This is a genomic window from Agathobacter sp. LCP21S3_B2, assembly GCF_052118705.1.
Taxonomy (GTDB): domain Bacteria; phylum Bacillota; class Clostridia; order Lachnospirales; family Lachnospiraceae; genus Roseburia.
In genome coordinates, this window is sequence record NZ_JBQKGQ010000008.1 from 118,472 (window position 1) to 133,393 (window position 14,922).

Here is a 14,922-nt window from a genome sequence, read left to right on the forward strand (position 1 = left end):
GCTGATGCGTCATGCTTGCATGTAAGCGACAGGTTTTCTTGTTCTCAAGGTGGCTCGAATAGAGCCACCCCCACATATATGAGCAAAATTAGCTGCGAAGCAGAGGGAAAGCACGAGTATCGTGCGGTTTTGCGAATGTATGTGGGGTGGTTGTGAATAGTTACAAAAATACAATAAAAACACACAGATACGGAGAAGTTCAATTGGAAACCGAAACAGTCACAGGATACGTTGATCATATAATATACAGAAATGCAGAAAACGGGTATACGGTACTTGTTCTTGTAGTGAACGAGGAGGAGCTCACATGTGTGGGTACTTTTTCGGACATTGCTGAGGGGGAAAATATAGAGGCTCACGGTGAGTATACAGAGCATGCCACCTATGGCAGACAGTTTAAGGTAGTAAGCTTTGAAGAGAAGGAGCCGGAGGATGAGATGGCTATTGAGAGGTATCTGGGCTCAGGAGCCATACATGGTATAGGACTTGCACTCGCAGCACGTATTGTCAGGCGATTCAAGAAGGATACCTTCCGTATCATAGAGGAAGAGCCGGAGAGGCTTGCTGAGGTAAAGGGCATCAGCCAGAGAAAGGCTATGGAGATTGCGGACCAGGTCAATGCAAAAAGAGACTTAAGGGAAGCCATGATTTTTTTGCAGCAGTACGGCATCAATATGAATCTGGCTGTGAAGATATATAATAAGTATGGTGGAGAGATATACAGCGTGCTCAAGGAAAATCCGTACCGCATGGCGGATGATATCGACGGAGTTGGTTTTAAAACTGCAGATGAGATAGCGGCGCGGGTTGGCATCAAGACTGATTCTGATTTTAGAATAAAAAGCGGTATACAGTATGTTTTGCAGCAGGCTGCCATGGACGGACACACATATCTTCCGATGGAGGAGCTTACGAGGCGTGCTGTATATCTGCTCGGAGTGGAAAGCTCGCAGGTTGAGGCACATTACATGAATCTGGCTATGGACAGGAAGATTGTCATGCAGCTAAAGGATGATATAACCCAGATTTATGCTAACACCTTTTATTATATGGAGGCAAACACGGCAGCCATGCTAAAGCAGCTTGATGTGACGTATGATGTGCCGGATATCGAGATAGAGGCTGCAATTAGAAATATAGAGAAAAAGACAGAGATGGAGCTCGATGAGCACCAGGTTGAGGCGGTGAAGGAAGCAGTCAGAAATGGCCTTTTAGTCATTACAGGAGGACCCGGAACAGGAAAAACCACCACTATCAATACTATTATCAAGTATTTTGAGCTGGAGGGCATGGATATTTTTCTGGCTGCACCGACAGGCCGTGCGGCAAAACACATGAGTGAGACAACAGGCTACGAGGCGCGCACAATCCACCGTATGCTTGAGTTAAACGGCGGCATGGACACAGGAAGCGCAGCTGGCTTTGAGAGAAATGAAAGGAATCCGCTCGAGACGGATGTAATCATCATAGATGAGATGTCGATGGTTGATATATCACTCATGTACTCATTGCTAAAGGCGGTTGTGGCAGGTACGAGACTCATACTTGTAGGAGATGTGAACCAGCTTCCGAGCGTAGGACCGGGCAGCGTGCTAAAGGATATTATTGATTCAGGTGCCTTCCACACGGTAAAGCTTACAAAGATTTTTCGTCAGGCGAGCACGAGCGATATTATAGTAAACGCCCACAAGATAAATAATGGAGAAGAGGTATCGTTAGATAATAAGAGCATGGATTTCTTTTTTCTTAAGAGATATGATGCCGACAAGATAATAAATGTTACATTACAGCTAATAAAGCAGAAGCTTCCTAGGTTTGTAAATGCTACAGAGTATGATATACAGGTGCTTACGCCTATGAGAAAGGGACTTCTCGGAGTGGAACGTCTAAACGGTATATTGCAGGCGTATATGAATCCGGCAGACAAGAGCAAGCGCGAAAAAGAATACAGGGGCACGATTTTCCGCGAGGGCGACAAGGTGATGCAGATAAAGAACAACTATCAGATAGAGTGGGAAATCAGGACAAAATTCGGACTCTGTGTGGATAAGGGCATGGGAATCTTCAATGGAGATACAGGTATCATTGAGGAAATCAACGATTTTGCCGAGACCATGACCATATCCTTTGACGAGGGCCGAAAGGTGGAGTATCCGTTTAAGCTTTTGGATGAGCTTGAACTTGCATACGCGGTCACTATACACAAGTCGCAGGGAAGTGAGTATCCGGCGGTCGTTATACCTCTTTTGAGCGGTCCGAGAATGCTTATGAACAGAAATTTGCTCTATACGGCGGTTACAAGAGCAAAGAAATGTGTTACCATAGTGGGTGATGAACAGACATTTTACGAGATGATACAAAACAACTCACAGCAGAGACGCTATAGCGGGCTTAGAGACAGAATAGTGGAGGAGACTATCTGATGAAAATAAGAAAACTTACAAATGAAGAGATAAAAGGGGCATGTGACTTTGCGGTAAGTATATACAATATCGCAATCAGAGGCTGCTTTCGGACACAGGATTGTCATCGATATTTTGATGAATATATGGATGCAGACAGGCTGACGGACGAGGAAAGGACCGGTGTTCTTGTAGTATTTGGTGCGTTTGACAGCAATGTGCTGTGCGGAGTGTGCGGCATGACAAACGAGGGGCATATCACCATGCTGTATGTGCATCCGCAGTGTTTAAGACGTGGAATTGGCAAAAAACTTCTGGAGAGAGTCAGGATATATGCGCGCATGCAGCTTAAGCTCATGCAGGTGTCTGTAAATGCAATGCCGGCATACACGGCAGACTACTTCAGTCGTGTGGGCTTTAAGAGTGCATATCAGGGAGGCTTTTGCAATGGACAAGGCGATATGTACGTTCCTATGACAGCAAAAAGCATATATCAGGTGGAGTATACACCGAGACATATAGCTGATAAGACTTTTATTGCAATTTCAGTTGGCTTTACATGCCTTGTATTTTTCTCAGGCGTGATATATGCGGTATGCGCGGGACTTACTCCGTAAACGCTCAGATGCAGTTTAATGGGCTGCAATAGTTGCCGGTCATACTTTGGTGTGAACAGTAACTAATATTGTATACATAAATATGCATATTTATGTAACAAAAAACAGTTGAAAAATCGGCTGTATTATGATACACTTTTTACAATTTAAGCAGATATACTATGCAGCTACACTTTATAAGAAAAAAGAGACGCCCTCTTTTTTTTTGCGCAGACGTAAGGTTAGTTGCAACTAAGAAGCTTATGGTTACAAAGTATAACACGAAAGGGCAGGGGAAAGATGAAAGCATTTTTAATTCTTGAAGATGGTAATGTATTTACCGGAACCAGCATTGGTTCAACAAGGGAAGTCATTAGTGAGATAGTATTTAACACATCAATGACAGGATATCTGGAGGTACTTACAGATCCTTCCTATGCAGGACAGGCTGTTGTAATGACTTATCCACTTATCGGAAATTATGGAATCACACCGGATATGGAGTCAGAAAGACCATGGCCGGATGGATATATAGTAAGAGAGCTGTCACGTATGCCAAGTAATTTCCGCTGCGAGGGTACTATACAGGATTTCCTCGAGAAAAACGATATTCCGGGAGTGGCCGGCATTGATACACGTGCGCTTACAAAGATTCTCAGGGAAAAGGGTACTATGAACGGAATGATTACCACAAATGAGAATTACAATCTCGATGAGATTATTCCAAAGCTCAAGGCATATACTACAGGCAATGTGGTTGACAAGGTCACATGCACTGAGAAAAAGGTTTTAAAGGGTCAAGGAAAGAGGGTTGCCCTCATGGATTTCGGTGCCAAAAACAATATCGCCAAATCACTCAATGAAAGAGGCTGTGAAGTTACAATTTACCCTGCACACACAACCGCTGAAGAGATACTTGGTGACAATCCTGACGGAATCATGCTCTCAAACGGACCTGGAGATCCAAAGGAGTGTGTAGATATTATAAAGGAAATAAAGAAGCTTTATGACAGCAATGTGCCGATTTTTGCAATCTGCCTAGGACATCAGCTCATGGCACTTGCAACAGGCGCAGATACACACAAGATGAAGTACGGACACAGAGGTGGAAACCATCCGGTTAAGGATCTTGCAACCGGCCGTGTTTATATTTCTTCCCAGAATCATGGATATGTGGTTGACACAGATAAGCTTGACCCTAATGTGGCTGAGCCTGCATTTATAAATGTCAACGACGGCACTAATGAGGGACTTAAGTATGTGAACAAGAATATCTTCACAGTTCAGTTCCATCCGGAGGCATGCCCTGGACCACAGGATTCAGCATATCTTTTTGACCGCTTTATTAACATGATGGGAGGTAACCAGTAATGCCAAGAAATAATGATATTAAAAAAGTATTAGTTATCGGTTCCGGTCCAATCGTAATCGGACAGGCCGCAGAGTTTGACTATGCAGGAACACAGGCCTGCCGTTCCTTAAAAGAGGAGGGCGTTGAGGTATGTCTGGTAAACTCAAACCCGGCAACTATCATGACTGATAAGCAGATTGCGGATCAGGTATATATCGAGCCACTTACTCTTGAGTCATTAAAAGAGATTATCATAAAAGAAAAGCCTGACAGCATCCTTCCTACACTCGGTGGACAGGCAGGACTCAATCTCGGCATGGAGCTCGCTGAGTGCGGCTTCCTTGATGAGCATGGAGTAAAGCTTATCGGAACAACAGCAGAGACCATCTTCAAGGCTGAGGACCGTCAGGCCTTCAAGGATACCATGGAGAAAATCGGTGAACCAATCGCGGCTTCACAGGTTGTAAAGAATATCGAGGACGGTATTGCATTTACCAACAAGATTGGTTACCCTGTAGTTCTTCGTCCTGCATTTACACTCGGCGGTTCCGGCGGTGGAATTGCTCACGATGAGCAGGAGCTTATCGACATACTTTCAAATGGACTTCGCCTGTCACGTGTCGGAGAGGTTCTTGTAGAGAGATGTATCGCAGGATGGAAGGAAATCGAGTACGAGGTAATGCGTGATGCCAACGGCAACTGCATCACAGTATGTAACATGGAAAATATCGACCCGGTCGGTGTGCATACAGGAGATTCAATCGTAGTAGCACCTTCGCAGACACTTGGAGATAAAGAGTATCAGATGCTTCGTACATCAGCGCTCAATATCATCAACGAGCTTCAGATTACAGGAGGCTGTAACGTACAGTATGCCCTCAATCCTGACTCATTCGAGTACTGTGTTATCGAGGTAAACCCACGAGTTTCACGTTCATCAGCACTCGCATCAAAGGCTACAGGATATCCTATCGCCAAGGTTACAGCCAAGATTGCACTCGGCTATCACCTCGATGAGATCAAGAACGCTATCACACAGAAGACATACGCAAGCTTTGAGCCAATGCTTGATTACTGTGTAGTCAAGATTCCAAGACTTCCGTTCGACAAGTTCCTCACAGCAAAGCGTACACTTACCACTCAGATGAAGGCTACCGGAGAGGTAATGAGTATCTGCAACAACTTCGAGGGTGCCCTTATGAAGGCTATCAGATCTCTCGAGCAGCATGTTGATTCACTTATGTCTTATGACTTTACAGGTCTTACAGATGATGAGCTTGAGAAACAGCTTGCAGTTGTTGATGACAGACGTATCTGGGTTATCGCAGAGGCGCTCCGCCGTGGAGTTAAATACGAGCATATTCACGAGATTACTAAGATAGATCTTTGGTTTATCGATAAAATCGCAATACTTGTTGAGATGGAGAACCGTTTAAAAACAGAGGAGCTTACAGTTGACCTGTTAAAAGAGGCAAAGCGTATCGAGTTCCCTGACAATGTTATCTCACAGCTTACAGATATTGATGAGGCTGATATCAAGAAGATGCGTTACGACAACGGCATTGTGGCAGCCTACAAGATGGTTGATACCTGTGCCGCAGAGTTTGAAGCAGAGACACCATACTACTACTCAGTATTCGGCAGCGAGAATGAGGCGGTAGAGACAAATCCACAGAAAAAGGTGCTTGTACTTGGTTCAGGACCTATCCGTATCGGACAGGGTGTTGAGTTTGATTACTGTTCAGTTCACTGTACATGGGCGTTTGCCAAGGAAGGCTGGGAGACAATCATCGTAAACAACAACCCTGAGACCGTTTCAACTGACTTTGATATTGCTGACAAGCTTTATTTTGAGCCACTCACAGCAGAGGATGTTGAGAGCATCGTTAATATTGAAAAGCCTGACGGAGCTGTTGTACAGTTCGGTGGACAGACCGCCATCAAGCTTACAGAGGCACTTATGAAGATGGGTGTCAAGATACTTGGAACAAAGGCAGAGGATGTAGACGCAGCCGAGGACAGAGAGCTCTTCGACGAGATTCTTCAGAAGACAGGCATCCCAAGAGCAGCAGGTGGTACAGTATTTACAGCTGAGGAGGCAAAGAAGGTAGCAAACGAGATCGGTTACCCTGTACTTGTCCGTCCTTCATACGTGCTTGGCGGACAGGGTATGAAGATTGCATGGAATGATGATGAAATCGAAGAGTTTATCGGCATCATCAACACAATCACACAGGATCATCCAATCCTTGTAGATAAGTACCTTATGGGTAAGGAAATTGAGGTTGATGCAATCTGTGACGGTACAGATATCCTGATTCCTGGCATCATGGAGCACATCGAGCGTACAGGAGTACACTCAGGAGACTCTATCTCAGTTTACCCTGCACATACTATCTCAGAAAAAGCAAAAGAGACTCTGGTTGAGTATACAAAGAGACTTGCACAGGCACTCCATGTTGTTGGTATGATTAATATCCAGTTTATCGATATGGATGACAACATCTATGTTATCGAGGTAAACCCACGTTCTTCAAGAACAGTACCATACATCAGCAAGGTTACAGGTATTCCGATTGTAGACCTCGCAGCAAGAATCATCATGGGTGAGACAATAAAGGGCATGGGCTACACACCTGGACTTGCTCCGACAGCCGATTACACTGCAATCAAGATGCCGGTATTCTCATTCGAGAAGCTGCGTGGCGCTGAGATTTCACTCGGACCTGAGATGAAGTCAACAGGAGAGTGTCTTGGAATCGACAAGACCTTCAATGGTGCGCTTTACAAGGCATTTGAGGGTGCGGGAGTCGAGCTTCCTAAGTATAAGCAGATGATTATGACTGTAAAGGATGCCGACAAGCCTGAGGCAGTAGGTGTTGCAAAGCGTTTTGAGAAGCTTGGATACAAGATTTATGCTACAAGAAGTACTGCAAAGTACTTACAGGAGCACGGAGTAAATGCTCTTCGTGTAAACAAGATATCACAGGAGTCTCCAAACGTCATGGATCTTATCCTCGGACACAAGATAGACCTTGTAATCGATACACCTACACAGGGTAACGGAGACAAGACAAGAGACGGCTTCCTTATCAGAAGAAATGCAATCGAGACAGGTGTTTACTGTATCACAGCCATGGATACAGCGAATGCACTTGCACATGCATTAGAGACTGCTTCTGACAAGAAGACACCGGTTGACATTGCAACAGTTAAGAATCTTTAAAAATATATAGAATATATTTTATCCCCGGACAGTATAGCGGATATGCTGCCCGGGGATTTTTTATAAAATGAAAAATATGATGCGTTATGCCTGTATGCATGCCGCAGGTTATAATAGCATCGGCTTTTGTTAATCTGACGGAATAGTATAAGTAATACGCGTGAAAAATATGCAAATTTTAATAGAATTTTGACAAATTATTAACAAAACCAATTGATTTTTACATAAATTTGTAGTATAATAACTTTGTTAAAAAATTAACAGCACGGATGTGCAATACAATTTAAAGGAGATAATATAATGGCAAAGAAAGTTGTAATCGCAAGTGCTTGCCGTACAGCAATCGGCAAAATGGGCGGAGCATTAAGCAATACTCCAGCCGCAGATTTAGGTGCAATCGTAATTAAGGAGGCTTTAAACCGTGCAGGTGTTGCTCCTGAGATGGTTGACGAGGTTAAGATGGGTTGTGTTATCCAGGCAGCTCAGGGACAGAACGTAGCTCGTCAGGCTTCTATCAAGGCAGGACTTCCAATCGAGGTTCCGGCTATCACAATCAATGTTGTTTGTGGATCAGGTCTTAAGTGTGTAAACGACGCTGCTACAATGATCAAGGCCGGTGAGGCTGATATCGTTGTTGCAGGTGGTATGGAGAACATGTCAATGGCTCCTTACGCTATGACAAAGGCACGTTTCGGATACAGAATGAACAATGCAACAATCATCGATACAATGGTTAACGATGCTCTTACAGATGCATTCAACCACTATCATATGATGATCACAGCTGAGAATGTATGTGATAAATACGGCATCACTCGTGAAGAGCTTGATGAGTTCTCAGCAAACTCACAGCAGAAGTGTGAGGCAGCTATCGCAGCAGGTAAGTTCGATGATGAGATCGTTCCTGTACCTGTTAAGGTTAAGAAAGAAATCGTTGAGTTCACAAAGGACGAGGGACCTCGTGCCGGAACAACAGCAGAGTCTCTTTCTAAGCTTCGTTGCTGCTCAGGTAAAGAGGGCGGACTTATTACAGCCGGTAACGCATCAGGAATCAATGATGGTGCTGCAGCAGTAGTTGTAATGAGCGAAGAGAAAGCTAAGGAGCTCGGTGTTAAGCCATTAGCTACATGGGTAGCAGGAGCACTTGGCGGAGTTGAGCCTGAGATCATGGGTGTTGGACCGGTAGCTTCTACAAAGAAGGTTCTTGCAAAGACAGGTCTTTCAATTGATGATTTCGATCTTATCGAGGCAAACGAGGCATTTGCTGCACAGTCAATCGCTGTAGCAAGAGATCTTGGTTTCGATATGAGCAAGGTAAATGTAAACGGTGGTGCTATCGCACTCGGACATCCTGTTGGAGCTTCAGGCTGTCGTATCCTTGTTACATTATTACATGAGATGCAGAAGAGAGGATCTAACAGAGGTCTTGCAACACTTTGTATCGGTGGTGGAATGGGATGTTCTACTATCGTTGAGAAGTACTAATTTTCTTTGCCAATAGATATATGAGGGGATGCAGGTGCATCCCCTTGTAGTGTGAATTAGTTTATTTACATCAGTATATATATATGATTAAGTTATGCTGCAGAGGCTTAGCACTTAAAGCTTTTGCACCATAATATATTTTAGGAGGAATTAAAATGAAGGTTGGAGTTATCGGTGCTGGTACAATGGGCCAGGGAATCGCAAAAGCATTCGCACAGGTAGATGGATACGAGGTAGCACTCTGCGATATTAAGCAGGAGTGGGCTGAAGGCGGAAAAGACAAGATTGCAAAAGGATATGCAAGACTTGTAGCAAAAGAGAAAATGACACAGGAGAAGGTTGACAGCATTCTTGCAAGCATCACTCCTGGTTTAAAAGAAGATCTCTGCAAGGATTGTGACCTCATCGTTGAGGCTGCTTTCGAGGATATGCAGGTTAAGAAAACTACATTCGCTGAGTTAGACAAGATTGCTAAGCCAGAGTGTATTTTCGCTTCAAATACATCATCACTTTCAATCACAGAGATTGGAAACGGACTTACACGTCCATTAATCGGTATGCACTTCTTCAACCCTGCTGACCGTATGAAGTTAGTAGAGGTTATCGCAGGAGTTAACACACCTGTTGAGACAGTTGATGCAATTAAGAAGATTGCAGAGGAGATCGGCAAGACACCTGTACAGGTTAACGAGGCTGCCGGTTTCGTAGTAAACCGTATCCTTATCCCAATGATCAACGAGGCTGCTTTCATCAAGATGGAGGGTGTTTCAGATATCGCCGGAATCGATGCAGCTATGAAGCTTGGTGCTAACCATCCAATGGGACCATTAGAGCTTGGAGATTTCATTGGACTTGATATCTGCCTTGCAATCATGGACGTTCTTTACAATGAGACAGGTGACAGCAAGTATCGTGCATGCCCACTCCTTCGCAAGATGGTAAGAGGCGGAAACCTTGGATGCAAGAGCGGCAAGGGATTCTACGTTTACAACGCAGACCGCACAAAGACACCTGTAGACGCAATGTAAATGAGATTAAAACAAAATATAAATTTCAAGGAGAATAAATCATGGATTTCACTTTAGATCAGAAACATGAGATGGCTCGCGACCTTTTCAAACAGTTCGCAGAGACAGAAGTTAAACCTCTTGCACAGGAGACTGACGAGACAGAGGTATTCCCAGCAGAGACAGTTGCTAAGATGGGAAAATATGGATTCATGGGCATTCCTGTACCAAAGGAGTACGGCGGACAGGGCTGTGATCCACTTACATACGTTATGTGTGTAGAAGAATTATCAAAGGTTTGTGGTACAACAGGCGTTATTGTATCTGCTCATACATCACTTTGTATCGATCCTATTATGACATTCGGTACAGAGGAGCAGAAGAAAAAATATGTTCCTGACCTTGCTTCAGGCAAGAAAATCGGTGCTTTCGGTCTTACTGAGCCGGGCGCTGGTACAGATGCACAGGGATGTCAGACAAAGGCCGTTTTAGACGGAGACGAGTGGGTTCTTAACGGATCTAAGTGCTTCATCACAAACGGTAAGGTTGCTGATGTTTACATCATCATCGCTGTTACAAGCATCACAGAGGACAAGCGTGGACGCAAGAAGAAGAACTTCTCTGCATTCATCGTAGACAAGGGAACACCTGGATTCTCATTCGGAACAAAAGAGAAGAAGATGGGTATCCGCGGATCATCTACATACGAGCTTATCTTCGAGGATGCACGTATTCCAAAGGATGCATTACTTGGAAAAGAGGGAAGAGGTTTCCCAATCGCTATGCATACACTTGATGGTGGACGTATCGGAATCGCTGCTCAGGCACTTGGTATTGCAGAGGGCGCATTAGAGAGAACTATCGAGTACACAAAGGAAAGAAAGCAGTTCGGCCGTTCAATCGCACAGCAGCAGAATACACAGTTCAAGCTTGCAGATATGGCTACACGTATCGATGCAGCTAAGTATCTTGTATACGCAGCAGCTATGAAGAAGGCAGAGTTTGCTAAGAACCCTAAGGTTTCTTACTCAGTAGATGCAGCAAAGGCTAAATTATTCGCAGCAGAGACAGCTATGGCTGTTACAACAGAGTGCGTTCAGTTATTCGGTGGATACGGATATATCCGTGAGTACGATGTAGAGCGTATGATGCGTGATGCTAAGATTACAGAGATCTACGAGGGAACTTCAGAGGTTCAGCGTATGGTTATTTCAGGCTCATTACTCAGATAGTTAAGAGAGCTATCATAACTGTAGAGCTACTTAGAATAAATAAAGGAGAACAAATACATGAATATCGTAGTATGTATTAAACAGGTTCCTGATACAAAGGGTGGAGTAAAATTCAATCCTGACGGAACACTTGATAGAGCTTCAATGCTTGCAATCATGAATCCAGATGACAAGGCTGGTCTTGAGGCAGCACTTAGAATCAAAGATGAGACAGGCGCAAAGGTTACAGTTCTTACAATGGGACTTCCAAAGGCTGATGCAATCCTTCGTGAGGCAATGGCTATGGGCGCTGATGATGCAGTTTTAGTAACAGACAGAGTACTTGGTGGAGCTGATACATGGGCTACATCTACTACAATTGCAGGTGCATTAAGAAATCTCGATTATGATTTAATCATCACAGGCCGTCAGGCTATCGATGGAGATACAGCACAGGTTGGACCACAGATCGCAGTTCATCTTGGACTTCCTGTAATCTCATACGCAGAGGATATCAAGGTTGAGGGAGATTCTGTAGTCGTTAAGCGTCAGTACGAGGACAGATATCACGTAGTTAAGGCTAAGATGCCTTGTCTTATCACAGCTCTTTCAGAGTTAAATGAGCCTAGATATATGACACCGGGCGGAATTTTCGATGCATTTGACAAAGAGGTAACTGTCTGGGGCAGAGCTGACCTTAAGGATGTTGACGATTCAGATCTTGGACTTAAGGGATCACCTACAAAGATTGCTAAGGCATCTGACAAGGTACCTAAGGGAGCTGGAGAAAAGGTTAACCTTGATCCAACAGAGTCAGTAAACTATCTCATGGAGAAATTCAAAGAGAAACATATCATCTAGTATGGAGGAACCAAAAATGGGTTTAGAAGAATATAAGGGCGTATATATCTACGCACAGCAGGTAGACAATAAGCTTAGCGACATCGCCTTTGAGTTAGTCGGTAAAGCTAAAGAGTTAGCAGCAGATTTAAATACAGAGGTTACTGCAGTACTTCTTGGATCTAACGTAAAGGCTCTTGCAACAGAGCTCGGTGAGTACGGCGCAGATAAGGTAATCGTTGTAGACAATCCTGCACTTGAGACATACAGAACAGAGCCATACGCACAGGCTCTTGTATCAGTAATCAACGAGTACAAGCCGGAGATCATGTTAGTTGGTGCAACAGCTATCGGACGTGACCTCGGACCAACAGTTTCAGCAAGGGTTAAGACAGGTCTTACAGCTGACTGTACAAAGCTTGAGATTGGTGATTTCCCAATCAATGCTATGCCTGGACAGGAGCAGAAGCACAACCAGCTTCTCATGACACGTCCTGCATTCGGTGGAAACACAATCGCAACAATCGCTTGTCCTGACAACCGTCCACAGATGGCAACAGTTCGTCCTGGTGTTATGCAGAAGCTTCCTAAAGAGGCTGGCAGAGCAGCAGAGGTTATCGAGTACAATCCTGCACTCGAGGAGAACAACCGTTATGTTGAGATCATGGATATCGTTAAGGCAGTTGGCAACGTAGAGAACATCATGGACGCTAAGGTACTTGTATCAGGCGGACGTGGAGTTGGAAGCGCTGAGAACTTCGAGATGCTTCGTGACCTTGCTTCATGCTTCAAGGGTGGTATGGTATCATGCTCTCGTGCAGCTGTAGAGAACGGCTGGTTAGCACAGGATTATCAGGTAGGACAGACAGGAAAGACTGTACGTCCACAGATTTACTTCGCAATCGGTATCTCAGGAGCCATCCAGCACGTAGCAGGTATGGAGGAGTCTGATCTCATCATCGCCATCAACAAGGACGAGGATGCTCCAATCTTCGACGTAGCTGATTACGGCTTAGTAGGAGATTTAAAGAAGATCGTTCCTCAGCTTACAGCAGCTCTTAAAGAGGCAAATGCTGACGCATAATCGCATAATAATGCAATAAAATTACATTACTAATACATTTAAACACAGTACTGTTTATCGCAGTGCTGTGTTTTTTTGCGCATTCTTATGATAAAGATATGTGTAATTTTCACATTCCCCGAAATTTGTCATTTTGAAACACGACAAACTTAAAAATCAATTAATTGAAAAAAAGCTTGACCCCTAATATAATAAAGTTAACAAGAAAAACAAATGCATTTGATTTTACGTTACTATTAATAAACCAACAAAATACTTTCAGAACGGGGGAATATCATGAAAGCAAAAATTCAAACCTTCGGACGGTTCCTAAGCGGCATGGTAATGCCAAACATTGGAGCGTTCATAGCATGGGGCCTTTTAACAGCCCTGTTTATAGAAAAGGGCTGGTTCCCAAATGAACAGCTTAGTAGTATAGTAAGTCCAATGCTTACATATGTACTTCCAATCCTGATTGCATATCAGGGTGGAAAAATGGTTGGAGGCGACAGAGGCGCCCTGATGGGAGCAATTGCCACAATCGGTGTTATCTGTGGAACAGAGTACACAATGTTTATGGGAGCCATGATTATGGGACCTCTCGCAGGACTTGTTATCAAGAAGTTCGACAAAGCAGTAGACGGACACATTCTGGCAGGCTTTGAGATGATTGTAAATAACTTCTCAGTAGGAATACTTGGACTGATAATGGCAGTCATCGGATACTATCTGATTGGACCATTCATGGGAGTTATACTTGGAGCATTAAGCGCAGGAGTAAACGTACTCGTAACACACGGTATACTTCCACTCGTAACAGTATTTGTAGAGCCTGCAAAAATTCTTTTCTTAAACAATGCAATCAACCACGGAATATTTTCTCCACTTGGAGCAGAGCAGATTGCTGAGACAGGAAAATCGGTATTCTACATGATTGAGTCAAACCCAGGAGCAGGTACAGGAGTCTTACTTGCATACATGTTCTTCTCAAAGGATAAGAAGACAAAGGATTCAGCACCGGGAGCACTTATCATTCACCTTTTTGGTGGAATACATGAGATTTATTTCCCGTATGTACTAATGAATCCGCTTTTACTGCTTGCAGCAATCGGCGGTTCGCTTGCAGCAATGACATACTACACAGTATTTGATCTTGGCCTGTCAGGTCCTGCATCACCGGGAAGCATTATCGCATTCCTGCTTATGGCACCAAAGGGCTCTACACTTGCGGTACTTCTTGGAGTAGTAATAGCGGCAGTGGTTTCATTTGTAATAGCAATACCAATCATCAGGCTGACAGGAAACAAGCATGAGGGAAGTCTAGAGGATGCATCAGCAAAGATGAAGGATATGAAGGCAGCCTCTAAGGGCGAGGCAGTCAGCGCATCTGCAGATGCCATAGAGCAGCAGACAGTAGCTATCCCTGCTGAGAAAATCAAGCATATCGTGTTTGCATGTGATGCGGGAATGGGCTCAAGTGCGATGGGCGCCAGTGTCTTAAAGAAAAAGATACAAAAGGCCGGACTTGATATAGAAGTAACTCATGCATCTGTATCAAGCATTCCACCTGAGGCACAGATAGTTGTCACACATCAGGATTTAAAGGAAAGAGCCATGAAGAGTGCGCCACAGGCCAGACTTGTGACAATTACCAATTTCATGACAGCACCTGAATATGATGAGCTGGTGGAGAGCCTTAAAACAAATAAAGAGTAATACAAAGTAAAAAGTATGCTGCAGG

At 44.1% G+C, this 14,922-nt stretch carries 10 protein-coding genes; all 10 read left to right on the forward strand.

Features of this window, described 5'->3' with window-relative positions; all coding sequences use genetic code 11:
* Nucleotides 1-203 precede the first annotated feature (203 nt).
* The 10 genes from recD2 (at nt 204) to ACTQ1L_RS07710 (ending at nt 14,897) form a co-directional block, all read left to right on the forward strand.
* Nucleotides 204-2,423, forward strand: coding sequence for an SF1B family DNA helicase RecD2 (recD2, locus tag ACTQ1L_RS07665; protein ID WP_441366375.1), 2,220 nt, complete (start codon nt 204-206; stop codon nt 2,421-2,423).
* Nucleotides 2,423-3,019: a GNAT family N-acetyltransferase gene (locus ACTQ1L_RS07670; protein ID WP_441366377.1), complete on the forward strand. Its 597-nt coding sequence runs from the start codon at nt 2,423-2,425 to the stop codon at nt 3,017-3,019. Before recD2 ends, ACTQ1L_RS07670 begins: the two co-directional genes overlap by 1 nt.
* Before the next feature lie 279 nt (nt 3,020-3,298).
* Nucleotides 3,299-4,369: a carbamoyl phosphate synthase small subunit gene (locus ACTQ1L_RS07675; protein WP_012741633.1), complete on the forward strand. Its 1,071-nt coding sequence runs from the start codon at nt 3,299-3,301 to the stop codon at nt 4,367-4,369.
* Complete coding sequence (gene carB, locus ACTQ1L_RS07680) at nt 4,369-7,575, forward strand: carbamoyl-phosphate synthase large subunit (RefSeq protein WP_441366379.1); 3,207 nt, start codon at nt 4,369-4,371, stop codon at nt 7,573-7,575. Before ACTQ1L_RS07675 ends, carB begins: the two co-directional genes overlap by 1 nt.
* A 300-nt stretch (nt 7,576-7,875) precedes the next feature.
* Entirely contained in the window at nt 7,876-9,060 is a 1,185-nt protein-coding gene (locus tag ACTQ1L_RS07685) for an acetyl-CoA C-acetyltransferase (RefSeq protein WP_321111419.1), read from the forward strand.
* Between the two features lie 155 nt (nt 9,061-9,215).
* Nucleotides 9,216-10,088 (forward strand): 3-hydroxyacyl-CoA dehydrogenase family protein, encoded by an 873-nt coding sequence (locus ACTQ1L_RS07690; protein ID WP_321111421.1) that lies wholly within the window; start codon nt 9,216-9,218, stop codon nt 10,086-10,088.
* Nucleotides 10,089-10,129: 41 nt separating this feature from the next.
* Nucleotides 10,130-11,299 (forward strand): acyl-CoA dehydrogenase, encoded by a 1,170-nt coding sequence (locus ACTQ1L_RS07695; RefSeq protein ID WP_441366380.1) that lies wholly within the window; start codon nt 10,130-10,132, stop codon nt 11,297-11,299.
* A gap of 57 nt (nt 11,300-11,356) precedes the next feature.
* Nucleotides 11,357-12,139 carry an electron transfer flavoprotein subunit beta/FixA family protein gene (locus tag ACTQ1L_RS07700; RefSeq protein ID WP_015515726.1) on the forward strand — a complete coding sequence of 261 codons (783 nt, stop codon included), beginning with the start codon at nt 11,357-11,359 and terminating at the stop codon, nt 12,137-12,139.
* Between the two features lie 16 nt (nt 12,140-12,155).
* Entirely contained in the window at nt 12,156-13,202 is a 1,047-nt protein-coding gene (locus ACTQ1L_RS07705) for an electron transfer flavoprotein subunit alpha/FixB family protein (RefSeq protein WP_055238354.1), read from the forward strand.
* Nucleotides 13,203-13,478: 276 nt separating this feature from the next.
* On the forward strand, nt 13,479-14,897 hold the full coding sequence (locus ACTQ1L_RS07710) for a PTS mannitol transporter subunit IICB (protein WP_441366383.1): 1,419 nt from the start codon (nt 13,479-13,481) through the stop codon (nt 14,895-14,897).
* The last annotated feature ends 25 nt before the right edge of the window (nt 14,898-14,922 follow it).

Bases quoted from the DNA above. Each gene is read 5' to 3' on its own strand.
- ACTQ1L_RS07670 (WP_441366377.1), top strand. From the start codon at position 2,423: ATGAAAATAAGAAAACTTACAAATGAAGAGATAAAAGGGGCATGTGAC.
- ACTQ1L_RS07675 (WP_012741633.1), top strand. From the start codon at position 3,299: ATGAAAGCATTTTTAATTCTTGAAGATGGTAATGTATTTACCGGAACC.
- carB (WP_441366379.1), top strand. From the start codon at position 4,369: ATGCCAAGAAATAATGATATTAAAAAAGTATTAGTTATCGGTTCCGGT.
- ACTQ1L_RS07685 (WP_321111419.1), top strand. From the start codon at position 7,876: ATGGCAAAGAAAGTTGTAATCGCAAGTGCTTGCCGTACAGCAATCGGC.
- ACTQ1L_RS07690 (WP_321111421.1), top strand. From the start codon at position 9,216: ATGAAGGTTGGAGTTATCGGTGCTGGTACAATGGGCCAGGGAATCGCA.
- ACTQ1L_RS07695 (WP_441366380.1), top strand. From the start codon at position 10,130: ATGGATTTCACTTTAGATCAGAAACATGAGATGGCTCGCGACCTTTTC.
- ACTQ1L_RS07700 (WP_015515726.1), top strand. From the start codon at position 11,357: ATGAATATCGTAGTATGTATTAAACAGGTTCCTGATACAAAGGGTGGA.
- ACTQ1L_RS07705 (WP_055238354.1), top strand. From the start codon at position 12,156: ATGGGTTTAGAAGAATATAAGGGCGTATATATCTACGCACAGCAGGTA.
- ACTQ1L_RS07710 (WP_441366383.1), top strand. From the start codon at position 13,479: ATGAAAGCAAAAATTCAAACCTTCGGACGGTTCCTAAGCGGCATGGTA.